This window comes from Clostridium malenominatum, from assembly GCF_039521365.1.
In the GTDB taxonomy this organism is placed as follows: Bacteria; Bacillota; Clostridia; order Clostridiales; family Clostridiaceae; genus Clostridium_AW; species Clostridium_AW malenominatum.
Genome location: NZ_BAAACF010000002.1, coordinates 38,611 through 51,126, shown reverse-complemented (window position 1 = coordinate 51,126; position 12,516 = coordinate 38,611). Strand labels below are relative to the sequence as shown.

Genomic DNA, 12,516 nt, shown 5'->3' with positions numbered 1-12,516 from the left:
GTACATTTAATATACTATACTTAACAATATTTAATTCGTTTTAAAATTATAACATTATATACTTTGTAATAATATACTTTATGAGGTATAATTTACTTATTAAATAACTAAAGGAGGAATGAAAATGAAGGGAACTATAGTTTCTACGTGGCTGAAGACTTGTAGAAAAATCTATGATGATGAAGTTGTCAATAGAGCAATGGAATCTATTGGCTGGAGGAGTGACAAGCTATTTAGCCCTATTGAAAACGTAGAAGATAATGAAGTTAAAAGTGTAATTCAGCATATTGCTAATGGAAAAAATATAGATGTTAAAAATTTGTGGAAAGAAATAGGAAAGGATAACATAAAGACATTCTATAAGGATTTTCCTGCGTTTTTTGAGCAAGAAAACCTATATTCCTTTTTAAAGTCCCTATTTGATATCCATGTAGTTATGACAAAAAAGTTTCCAGGAGCAAAACCTCCAATTGTTAATATAGAACCTATATCAAGTAGACAAGCTATATTTTCTTATTCCTCTCAAAGGGGAATGTTTGATTATTTTTTAGGTATGCTTGATGGAAGTATGGAATTTTATAAGGAAAAAGTTCAAGTAGAAGAAGTAGAAAAAACAGATACTTCATTAAAATTGAAATTAACTTTTGAAAAAGATATTTATTATAAAAAAGTATATAAGGTTAATAAAATATTGTCCTTAGGTTTTATTAATAATATAGGTGGCAAGGTAGCTATAGCGACGTTCATAGTTTCACTTATAGGAAATATTGCTATCATGGGGATGGGCAACCTATTTAAAGCTGGTATATCTTCTGTAGTAGGTGCAGTAGCTTCTTTTTTAATTTCAGAACTTCTTATGAGACCTAATAAAGTATTAAAGCATGAGTTAGAACGAATTAAAGAAAATAAATATTTGGAAGATGGAGATATAGTAACAGGAGATTTTTTTGAAGAGTGTTTTGGACTTATTAAGGAATATAAAAATGTTATTAAAGGAGATTTTGTCGGATTTAAAGGTGTTACTGATGAAATGAATGGTTTCGTTGGAAATATAAATATCATCTCTAAAACTATGACTAATACTTCAGAGGAGATTGCAGGAGTTGTAGAGCAAGTAGCTAGTTGTGCCGTTAATCAAGCAGAGAGCACTCAACATACTGTAGCTATCTTAAGTGACAATGTAGAAAACATAAAAAGTATAGTAAGTAGGGAGAATACTAATAAAGGTGAACTAGAAAGAGCTTTAGATAAAATCAATAATAGTTATAATTATGTTAATAATTCTAGCAAGAATATATTGGATACATTGGAGAAATTTAAGGAAGTAAATAACAAGAGCTTAGAATTAGAGAATAGGGCAAAGGATATAACAAATATTGTATCTATGGTATCTCAAATATCTGAGCAAACAAACTTGTTAGCACTAAATGCTTCTATTGAAGCGGCTAGAGCAGGAGAGCAGGGAAGAGGATTCGCAGTTGTTGCAGATGAAGTTAGAAAGCTTGCAGAACAAACAAAAGTAGCCGTTGAAGAAATTAATTCAAACTTGGTTTCTTTTGCTAAGGAAACTAAAATATTATCAGATAAAATAGGCTCTCAATATAATGTATTAGAAAATGAAACTAAAAGTTTAGAAAATGTAAGAAATATAAGTTATGAGGCCACAAATTCCATTCAATCAGTTGCAGGAGATATGATTAATACAATAGCGGACTTAAATAAAGAAACTCATACTATAGAAAGTATATTTGGAAATATAGAATCTTTAGCGGCTATTGCCCAGGAAAATTCAGCTTCTTCAGAAGAGGTAAGTGCTAATGTAGCTCAATATACACAACAAATTAAAAAATTAGTAGATAGTATTAATCAATTTAAGGGTATTACAGAAATATTTAAAACTGATTTAAGTAAATATAAAATATAAAACTAAGAGGGTTCTTTAAAGGAATCCTCTTAGTTTTTAATGTAAAATATTACACATTGAATTAAAAAAATAAGACTAACCAGACCAAAGGCGGGATATAGGAAGGTTATTAAATTTACAAATCCAATTTGAGATATTGGAATAGCAATTGCCATTATTAAAAAACAACCCTTTTTATATGGTATTTTAAACACTTGTTCTAAGGTTTTGCTTACACTATATATATCAGATACTTCAGTGGAGAACATTTCAAGCCATATTATACCTAATAATAAAAATTGTATGGTCTTTCCGAATCTATTTGAAACATATAAAAGAGGTATTTCATATTGAAAAATGTATGGAATATTTAGTATTAAAAGCAGATTAATTATTAATGTTAATACTGTCAAACATAGTGATCCCAAAACAATTCCCGTAAACATAATTTTTTTCTTAGGAAATTCTTTTGCTAAAGGTACCATTACTCCTGATGCGCATAATACATTAAAGCTAGAGTATAATAAACTAGAAAAAAACCAATTGTTTTTATAAGGTGAAAGGGTTTTTATGTAGGTTAAGCTAGTGTTATCATATAAAAAAACGTACAGTAAAAATAAAGTTATAATCACTATGGTTAGTGATGGTACTATAAGAGAATTTATCTCTATAAGTCCTTGTGTATCTCTAAGCAAAACAACTATAGCTGCTATAGACATTATAAGTATACCAACCCATTTGTTTAAACCAAAATACTGGTGTATAAGTGCTCCGCTTCCAGCGAGTATTATAGCAGAGCCACTTATTAAAAACATTGTGGTTATAAAATCTGTTACTTTCCCTAAAAAACCTGGACTAACTAGCCTAATAAGCTCATTATAAGATTTTAATTTATAGTTGATGCTTAAATCTATAATGACATATCCAGATAGTATGTAAATAGCACAGCAAATAAATATACCTATAAAGCTTTTATAGCCATAGGTAGAAAAAAATTGAGTTATTTCCTGTCCCGAAGCAAGTCCGGCACCCACTATGGTTCCTATAAATACAGCAGCAATTTGAAATATTAATCTCACATTTTTAAACAAAAAAATTCTCCTCTCAATAGAAATAAAATTCTTCTTTATAAATGTATATAGCAAAAATGCAAAATAATGATTTTTAATATTAAAAATTTGTTTTTGTGGGAAACTATATTTAAGAATGGAGGGAATAACTATGAGTGAAATAAAGAAATTTTTTGTAATATTTTTTTCTTTTATAATAATAATTACTTCTTTTGGGTGTAGAAGAATAGATAGAAAGCCTACTGTGGAGAAAGAAGTGGATAAAACTTTTGATATAAAAGCTGCAAAAAATATTGTGGATGGCTATATGTCTTATTTAACAAATGATGATTATGAAAATGCTTTGAAATTTTACTCTAAAGAATTATTAACGGGAACATCGAAGACTTCTAAAGATATGAAAGGCCCTTTAAAGATAAAAGGATATAATATTGATGAAATCATTGAATTAGGCAGAGCGGGGTTATTTAAAGTTAAAGTAACTAAAATGAGTGAAAAGGAGCCCTATGCTTCATTAGAAGAGTATACTATTAAAATTAATAAGGAAGATATGGATTATAAAATACAAGATATAAACACTATAACGGAAAGAGAAATTTTTTTAAGGCATGGAACCATAAGAATTAGAGTTAAAAATAATATAGATAATAATCTATTAATTGAAAATAGTGGTATACCAAGTTATGAGTATTCTAAAAACGATAAAGCAAAAACAAATAAATTGGAAGTTCCTAAAAACAACTATGGTCCTATGATATTCTCTTATAAAGGAGAAAGTTTGGTAATTACCACATATGACAAGGATAGTTATATTGGTCTCATAAAAGTGGATGAGAGTATGACGGTACAAGGTGAAGCCTCTAGTGGAGGGCAAGGAGGAGAAGCAGGGCAAGGAGGACAACAAGGAGCACAGGGAGGGCAACAACAAAAGGGTAATATGGCTAAGGAAAAGCCTATGGGCAAAAACATAACTTCATTAGATCTAATACAGGATTCAAAGGTAAATTTTGTAGTGTTTTCCTCCAATGAAAAGTTTGTTCTTGCCCAATATACAAAGGATAATGCAAAAAGTATAAGGGTATATGAAGTAGAAACAGGAGAAATAATTTCCTATGAGTTTGAAAAATATTATCCTATGAATAAGGTAAATGTAATATTTTCATCCTTTGATAAAGATTCTTTAAATTTCGAAGTTGTTCCGAGAGTAACTTCTGATAAGTCTATTGGAGGGCTTGTAGGAAGATGGCAATTAGACTTAAAAGAATTTAAAGTCAAGAAGGTGTAGAGGAAAGAAAGGTTGAAAGGCAAATACTCATAGACTATAATGTTTATGGGTATTTTTATATTATTTAGAAATGGAGTTTTATATATGAGCAAATATTGGGGAGATAAAAGGTATTATTCATTAAATTATTTTTTAAGAGAAAAATTCGGTAGTAAGGTATATAAAATATCTTTGGATGCTGGTTTTTCATGTCCAAATAGAGATGGAAAAATAAGCAGCGGAGGATGCGTTTTTTGTAGTGCTAGAGGGTCAGGTGATTTTGCAGGAAATAGAGATTATTCAATATCAAAACAATTTAAAGATATAAAAACTTTAATGGAAAAGAAGTGGAAAGAGGGAAAATATATTGCTTATTTTCAAGCTTATACTAATACCTATGCTCCTATTAATGTATTAAGGGAAAAGTTTGAAGAAGCTTTACAGGAGGAAGGTGTGGTAGCTTTATCTATAGCTACTAGACCAGATTGTTTAAGTGAAGAAGTTTTAAATCTCTTAGAAGAATTAAATAGCAAAACTTATTTATGGATAGAGTTGGGATTACAAACTGTAAGCGATGAAACTGCTAAGTTAATAAATAGAGGATATAAATTAAAGGTATTTGAAGAGGCTTTAAAGAATTTAAGGGATAGAAAAATAGATGTAGTAGTGCATAGCATTTTTGGACTTCCAGGTGAAGATAAAGAAGATATGTTAAAAACAGTGAAGTATTTATCTACTAAAGATATTCAAGGTATAAAATTTCATTTACTGCATTTAATGAAGGATACTCCTTTAGTTCATTTATATAATAGAGGGGGATTTAAATTTTTAGAAGAGAATGAATATGTAGATATATTATGTGAAAGTATAGGTTTTCTAAGGAAAGATATAGTAGTTCATAGGTTAACAGGAGATTCACCGAGGGAACTATTAATAGGACCGCAGTGGAGTTTAAAGAAATGGGAAATATTAAATGCTATTGATGATAACTTAAAGAATAAGGATATATATCAAGGCTTGTACTTTTCTCCAAAATAACCGTAATAATTTTGGAGATTTTAAGAATAGAAATAAAATTCTGACAATGTTAATATGGTAGTAAATATAATTTTAGTATTGGGGGAATTTTTTATGTCTAATTTATCATTAAAGAACATTTACAAGGTATATCCAGGCAATGTAACGGCGGTAAGTGATTTTAACTTAGAGATTGAGGATAAAGAATTTGTTATATTTGTAGGACCTTCAGGTTGCGGAAAATCCACAACTTTAAGAATGATAGCAGGACTTGAGGAAATTAGTAGTGGTGAGCTTTATATTGATAATATTTTAGTAAACGATATGGCGCCTAAGGATAGGGATATAGCCATGGTGTTTCAAAATTATGCCTTGTATCCTCATATGACGGTTTATGATAATATGGCCTTTGGATTAAAATTAAGAAAAGTATCTAAAGATGAAATAGATAAAAAAGTTAAGGAAGCTGCTAAAATACTCGACATTGAACATTTATTAAATAGAAAACCTAAAGCTTTATCTGGTGGGCAAAGACAAAGAGTTGCTTTAGGAAGAGCTATAGTTAGAGAGCCTAAGGTGTTTTTGATGGATGAACCTTTATCTAACTTAGATGCTAAGCTAAGAGTGCAAATGAGAACTGAAATATCTAAATTACATAAAAAGTTACAAACTACATTCATTTATGTAACTCACGATCAAACAGAAGCTATGACTATGGGAACCAGAATAGTTGTAATGAAAGATGGATTAATACAGCAAGTGGATAGTCCACAAGAAATTTATCGTAATCCTGCTAATATGTTTGTTGCTGGATTCATAGGAAGCCCTCAGATGAACTTTATTCATGGAAAGTTAGAAGAAAAAGATGGACGTGTATATTTCCTTGTGGGAGAAGATAGAATTTTACTGCCTGAAGATAAAGGGGAAATAGCAAAAGAAAAAGGTTATTTAGGAAAAGATGTTGTTCTAGGAATAAGACCTGAAAATATTTCAGATAAAGAAGAAGATATAAATAAATTTAAAGACTCTTTATTAGAAGCTGATGTAGAAGTAACGGAATTAATGGGAGCGGAAACTTATATATACCTTTCAAAGGGTGAAGTAAATTTAACAGCTAGAGTAAATGGAACTGCTACTTCAAAAACCGGAGATAAAATAACAGTAGCAATAAAGCCACATAGAATTCACTTGTTCGACAAAGAAACTGAAATTACAATAGTTTAGGGGGAAGCAGGGTGTGCGATTTTAAAACATATCTAAACAATCTTCATATGGAAACCGGCATTGATTTTGAATTATGTTGGGAAAGTGGTAAAGTTATATATAAAAGCAGTGATATTATAAAGGAAATTATATCTTATGAAATAATACTTGGAAATAGTAAAGCTAATTTATATGTGGAAATAAAAGACAATGATTGCGCACCCTTATTAAAATTTACTATTGAAAATAAATATAGAGAATTAGCTCGATATAAACAAAATATTTTAGCAAAACTATTAGATGGTGAGGATTTCGTATTAGAGGAGATACAAGGAGAACTACCTTTTATATATAAGAATAACAACATGTTACTTTTAAAATTAAAAAACAATTATAAAGAAGCTTTAAATATAATAGAAAACTTATATACAAAAGAAGAAGTTTTTTCTTTTGTATATGAAAACTATATTGTAATAATAGGAAATTTTGATGAATTAATAGAGCATGCAGAAGGCATAAAAAGTTCAATAGAAATGGAGCTTTATTGCAACTGCACAATTAGCATGACTAAAAATATAACAGATGAATGTTCTTTAAGAAAAGCTTATAAAGAGGCTAAAGAAGCAATATATCTTGGAGAAGTTTTTTCTTTAAATAATAGGATACTCTCATATGATGATTTATTTCTTGAGAGATTAGCCTATAATATAGATTCAAGAATAAAAGATGATATATTAAAAAAGATTAGCAAGATCCTTCAAAAATTTGATGGAGAAATGATAAATACCATAGAAGAATTTGTAAGGTGCAATTTAAATATTAGTGAGACTGCAAAGATTTTATATATACATAGAAATACTTTAATCTATAGATTAGACAAAATACAGAAGGAAACAGGATATGATATTAGAATTTTTAAAAACGCTGCTTTATTTGCCATAGCATTATTATTTTGGAAAGAAAAAAACAAGAAGTAAGAAGTTACTTCTTTAGTTTTATTAATGAGGTTGCATAAGATGAAGATAACAATTAAAGAAGTTGCTGAATTAGCAAAGGTTTCACCGTCTACGGTTTCTAGAGTGATTTCTGATAATTCAAGAATAAGTAAAAAAACGAAAGAAAAAGTAAAAAAGGCTATGGAGGAGTTAGGATATTATCCTAATGCAATTGCAAGAAGTCTTGTAAGTAAATCTACTAATACATTAGGAATAGTTATGCCCCAATCAACAGAAGCTGCTTTTTTGAATCCTTTTTTCTCACAAGTATTAAGCGGAATTGCAGCAGGTGCCCATGAAAAGGATTATTGTATTATTTTATCTACAGGAAATACGGAAATATCTCAGCTAGAATCTATAAAAAATATAGTTCTAAGTGGAAGAGTTGATGGAGTTATTTTAATGTATTCATCTGTAGATAATATAATTCTAAAGGAAATAAAGAGACTTAATATTCCTGTTTTAATTATAGGTAAGCCTTTAGACGATTTAGATGTTTTATATGTTGATAATAATAATTTAGAAGCCTCTTATTTTGTTACAAAGAAATTGATAAAAAAAGGACATAAAAATGTAGGACTAATAACGGGAACTTTGAATTTAGTGGTATCTCTAGATAGGCTAGAAGGATATAAAGAAGCAATTTTTGAAGAGGGATTAGATTTACATGAAAAATATATAAAAGAGGTGCCTTTTACAAAAGAAGCGGGCTACGCAGCGATGAAAGAACTTTTAAAAACTAAAGATATGCCAACGGGAATAGTTGTAACTGATGATGTGGTGGCCTTTGGTGCCATAGATGCCATTAAAGAAGAGGGTTATAAGGTTCCTAATGATATTGAAATAGTTAGCTTTAATAACATTCCTTTAGCTGAGTTTGCCTCTCCTAGTCTAAGCTCTGTGGATATAAATGCAATAACTTTAGGATATGAATCTGCAAGACTAATGATAAAAAAAATAGAAGATGATTTAGAAGAAGGGGAAAACAAGGTAATAGTTCCTACCAAAATAATTTATAGAGAATCTTTTAGAGAATTAGAAGGTGATTAAAATGAAAATTAACATAATGATTTCTGCAGATCATATAAATAAAGAAGAAGTTTTAGGAAAAACTGTAGTGGTTATAGATGTTTTAAGAGCAACCTCTGTTATAACTACAGCTATAAGCAATGGGTGTAAAGAAATAATTCCTGTACTGGAAGTTGAGGAAGCTTTAAGTCTTGCAAATAAAGGAGAATGCATATTAGGTGGAGAAAGAAATGCGCTAAAGATAGATGGCTTTAATTGTTCAAATTCTCCGTTAGAATACATTACTGATGTAGTAGAAAATAAAAGATTAATCATAACCACCAGCAATGGCACTAAAGCAATTAAAAGATCTGAAGGGGCAAAGCATATTTTAATTGGTGCCATGATAAATGGTAAAGCAGTAGCTCGTAGAGTTTTAAGTTTAAGGGAAGATTTAGTAATAGTTAATGCAGGCACCCATGGAGAATTTTCCATAGATGATTTTATATGCGGGGGATACATTATAGACTGTATTTTAAAACAAAATCTAAAGGTAGAATTGAGCGATATAGCTAAAACAGCCCGTCAGATTTATAGCATAAGTCCAGACTTATCTTTTATTAAAGAGGCTAAGCATTATAATAGAATTAAGGAGCTTGGTTTAGAAGAAGATTTAGAATATTGTTTGAAAAAAGATATTATAGATATTGTTCCTGAGTATGTGGATGGAAAGATAGTTAAGATAGATGTTTAGATGGCTAGACATTTAGATGCTAGTTAATGTGAAAATTCCTGCGGAATTTTATAATTATAAAAATTCCACAGGAATTTTGTCGTTAACTAAAAAACTATTAACTAGTTTTTAAACCACTTGAAATATATAAAACTTTAAATAATATGATTCATCTGAGTTCCATAATATAGGATGGTCAGCAGCTTGAGTTCTAAATTCTACTTGTCGCAAAATCTTTCTAGAATCTTTTGCAGCTTCCCAAATTGTATCTTTAAATAATTCCTCATTCATAAAATGAGAACATGAGCAGGTAATAAAGTATCCGCCAGATTTAACCATTTGTATTCCTCTTAAGTTAATCTCCTTATATCCTCTAGTAGCATTAGTTACTGTAGATCTTGATTTCGTAAAGGCAGGAGGATCTAGTATTACCACATCATATTTTCTACCTTCTTTTGACCATTTATGAAGCACATCAAAGGCATTGTGACATTCAAATTTAACTCTATCTGAAAGTCCATTTAATTCAGCATTTCTCGTAGCATCCTTTACGGCTAGCTCAGATATGTCTATTCCTAGAACGCTTTTCGCTCCAGCGATACCTGCGTTTAAAGCAAAGGAACCTGTGTGGGTAAAGCAATCTAAAACATCAGCATCTTTGCAAAGTTTATGTATTGCTTTCCTATTTTCCTTCTGATCTAAAAAGAAACCTGTCTTTTGACCATTTTCAATATCTACATAATACTTAACACCATTTTCTGTTATTTGTATTTCAGTATCAAAGGGTTCGCTTAAGAAGCCTTTATGTTGCTCCATGCCCTCTAATTCTCTTACGGGAACGTCACTTCTTTCATATATTCCCTTAGCACCGTAATCTTCTTTCAGAATTTTAATCACAATATCCTTATACTTATCAATACCAAGAGCTAGAGACTGTACAGAGTAATAATCTTCATACTTATCAATAATTAAACCTGGTAAAAAATCAGCTTCTCCAAAAACGAATCTACAGCTTGATGTATCGATAATTTTTTTTCTATATTCCCAAGCGTTTTTCATTCTTTTTCTAAAAAATTCTTCGTTGATTTCCTCATTGATATCTCTTGTCATAATTCTTAAAGCTATCTTTGAAGCATCATTTACATAGGCTTTTCCTATAAAATCATTTCTATAGTTGTATACCTCTACAATATCACCATTAATGTATTCTCCATCATATCCTTCAATTTCATTTGAATATATCCATGGATGGCCATTTTCAGATTTTCTTCCCATACCTTTATATAAATAAAATTTGCAAGCCATTAATTTCCCTCCTGAGTTTAGTCTAAAGTGTAGTATATCATATTTCTTCTTTTAATTCATTTTGTTTTTTTAATTTATTTTTAAGTTCTCTAATTTGCTTGTTTAGTAAAACAATTTCTCTCTTCTGCAAGGAAATTTTATTATCTAAGTAATAAAAAAAGCAAAGAGATGAACAGGCTAATAGTAAAAATAGGAATATCATGAAAATCTCCCTTTAAAATTGTTCTCCATACACTATTCTATGCATCAAAATGCAAAATAGCCAAGAAATCTTGGCTAAAAGTCCCTCTCAAAGATAAATATTTTTTCCTTAGATTTAAAATCTTCTATGGAGGTAATATCTAAATTTTTTAAAACATCTATCATACAGCTACTATCTACAGCTACTTTTATATCTGAGTTTTCAGCAAAGTCATTTACAAAATCTCTTCCAACTTCCTTTGGTATTAGAACTTTAGGACCACCAACACAACCACCAACACAGCCCATACCTTCAATAAAGTTAGCATGAATTTCACCATCTTGAAGTCTAGAGAGTATTTCCTTGCATTCTCTAACCCCATGAGCTTGAGCAGTTTTTAAATATTTATGTTTTTCTGGAAATAATCTTTTTATAGCGTCTCCTACAGCAGTGGAAACCCCAGCGGTACGAGCATATAATCTTCCTCCGCGGGAAGCGTATTCATGGGATAGATCTTCCTCTAATTCTTCTACATTTATACCATAAGTATCAAAAATATCTTTTAACTCTGCGAAAGTTAATACAAAGTCTATATCTCCCACTAAATCTTTTTCCTTTGCTTCAGCTTTTTTTGCTAGACAAGGTCCAATGAAAACAACCTTGCAGTTAGGATTGATTTTTTTCATAACCCTTCCAGCAGCGATCATAGGAGATACAGAAGGAGATACGTTTTTTACTAAATCATTATACACTCTTTTTAACATTCCAACCCACATAGGACAGCAGCAAGAAGTTATCATAAAATCCTTTTCGGTTTTTACAAAATGATCATATTCTACTGCTTCTTTGAGAGTAAGCATATCGGCAAAAAAGGCTACTTCCACCATATCCGTAAAACCTAATTTTTTAAAAGCAGTCCTAAGTTTATATATGTTAGCAGTTTTGCCAAACTGACCCATAATTGCTGGGGCTACAGCGGCTATTAATATGGATTTGCTTTTTAGAAGATTTAAAAGTGGTAAAAATTCTACTTTATCTAGAATACCTCCATGTTCACAATTATCTACACATATTCCGCAGTCTATGCAAAGTTCTCTGTTTATATATATTTTATTATCCTTAGGATCTCTAGTTATAGCATTTAGCGGGCAGGATTCTTCGCATATAGATTTACCTGAATCCTGATGGCAACAAGATCCACATTCTGAAAATTTCGATATTACGTATTTGCTAGGAGTGTAGTTTTTTATACCTTCTAAAATGTTTTTTATGTAATCATCATTGTAAGTAGTATCTAGCCCAGAAAGAGAAGAGATAATAAAGGAAAGCTTGTTTTTATCTACATCTTCTCTCTTAAATAACTCTTTTAACTTCTCTTCTAAGGTATCTTCTTCAAAGGCAGTTATTAGTTCTTTAAAAATCTTTCTATGCTCATTATTCATCGTAATACAACTCCTTTTAAAATGCATTTATATTTATAAATAAAAAATAAAGGGGTACTATTTGCCCCCTTTTTCCTTATCGCCAGCACCACGGGTAGGGACAGTGGAAATGATAAAGCCTACAAATAAAGATAATAAAGCAGGCGCTACCACATTAACATAGGCAATATAATGAGTTTTGTAAAGAGCCAAAGCTGATATTCCAGTTACAGCAACACTTACAATAAATAAATAAATTACAAACTTTGCAAAAGAACTAAAAATCTTTTCGTAAATTCTATGTCTTGTGGGACCGCTTATTATATTTTTAAAGAAAATATAGGATATAATTATTAGAACTAAGTTTACTGCAGCAGATATTAAAAAATTTCTCACAAAAAACACCTCCAATATGA

At 30.1% G+C, this 12,516-nt stretch carries 11 protein-coding genes; 7 read left to right on the top strand and 4 right to left on the bottom strand.

The features are described 5' to 3' along the window. The first annotated feature begins 124 nt into the window (after window positions 1-124). Window positions 125-1,924, top strand: a complete 1,800-nt coding sequence (locus tag ABDZ69_RS11320) for a heme NO-binding domain-containing protein (RefSeq protein WP_343769733.1) — start codon at window positions 125-127, stop codon at window positions 1,922-1,924. Between the two features lie 29 nt (window positions 1,925-1,953). On the opposite strand, the gene ABDZ69_RS11315 is transcribed toward ABDZ69_RS11320, so the two are convergent. Beyond that, a complete protein-coding gene (locus ABDZ69_RS11315; RefSeq protein WP_343769732.1) occupies window positions 1,954-2,994 on the bottom strand; it encodes a YkvI family membrane protein in 1,041 nt (346 codons plus the stop codon). Between the two features lie 130 nt (window positions 2,995-3,124). On the opposite strand from ABDZ69_RS11315, the gene ABDZ69_RS11310 reads away from it, so the two are divergent. From ABDZ69_RS11310 to ABDZ69_RS11285, 6 genes are all read left to right on the top strand, one after another. Next, window positions 3,125-4,258, top strand: a complete 1,134-nt coding sequence (locus ABDZ69_RS11310; protein WP_343769730.1) for a hypothetical protein — start codon at window positions 3,125-3,127, stop codon at window positions 4,256-4,258. An 84-nt stretch (window positions 4,259-4,342) separates the two neighbouring features. After that, window positions 4,343-5,275 carry a tRNA modification radical SAM protein MnmL/YtqA gene (gene mnmL / locus ABDZ69_RS11305; protein ID WP_343769728.1) on the top strand — a complete coding sequence of 311 codons (933 nt, stop codon included), beginning with the start codon at window positions 4,343-4,345 and terminating at the stop codon, window positions 5,273-5,275. Window positions 5,276-5,368: 93 nt separating this feature from the next. Then, window positions 5,369-6,478 (top strand): ABC transporter ATP-binding protein, encoded by a 1,110-nt coding sequence (locus tag ABDZ69_RS11300; protein WP_343769727.1) that lies wholly within the window; start codon window positions 5,369-5,371, stop codon window positions 6,476-6,478. A gap of 11 nt (window positions 6,479-6,489) precedes the next feature. Then, window positions 6,490-7,434: a PucR family transcriptional regulator gene (locus ABDZ69_RS11295; RefSeq protein ID WP_343769726.1), complete on the top strand. Its 945-nt coding sequence runs from the start codon at window positions 6,490-6,492 to the stop codon at window positions 7,432-7,434. Window positions 7,435-7,473: 39 nt separating this feature from the next. Beyond that, window positions 7,474-8,502, top strand: coding sequence for a LacI family DNA-binding transcriptional regulator (locus ABDZ69_RS11290; RefSeq protein WP_343769725.1), 1,029 nt, complete (start codon window positions 7,474-7,476; stop codon window positions 8,500-8,502). A 1-nt stretch (window position 8,503) separates the two neighbouring features. Beyond that, entirely contained in the window at window positions 8,504-9,214 is a 711-nt protein-coding gene (locus ABDZ69_RS11285; protein ID WP_343769724.1) for a 2-phosphosulfolactate phosphatase family protein, read from the top strand. Between the two features lie 108 nt (window positions 9,215-9,322). Here ABDZ69_RS11285 and ABDZ69_RS11280 read toward each other — a convergent pair whose 3' ends face one another. From ABDZ69_RS11280 to ABDZ69_RS11270, 3 genes are all read right to left on the bottom strand, one after another. Next, window positions 9,323-10,498: a class I SAM-dependent rRNA methyltransferase gene (locus tag ABDZ69_RS11280; RefSeq protein WP_343769723.1), complete on the bottom strand. Its 1,176-nt coding sequence runs from the start codon at window positions 10,496-10,498 to the stop codon at window positions 9,323-9,325. 276 nt (window positions 10,499-10,774) lie between these two features. Further along, a complete protein-coding gene (locus ABDZ69_RS11275) occupies window positions 10,775-12,121 on the bottom strand; it encodes a [Fe-Fe] hydrogenase large subunit C-terminal domain-containing protein (RefSeq protein ID WP_343769722.1) in 1,347 nt (448 codons plus the stop codon). 57 nt (window positions 12,122-12,178) lie between these two features. After that, window positions 12,179-12,496, bottom strand: a complete 318-nt coding sequence (locus ABDZ69_RS11270; RefSeq protein WP_343769721.1) for a hypothetical protein — start codon at window positions 12,494-12,496, stop codon at window positions 12,179-12,181. Window positions 12,497-12,516 lie beyond the last annotated feature (20 nt).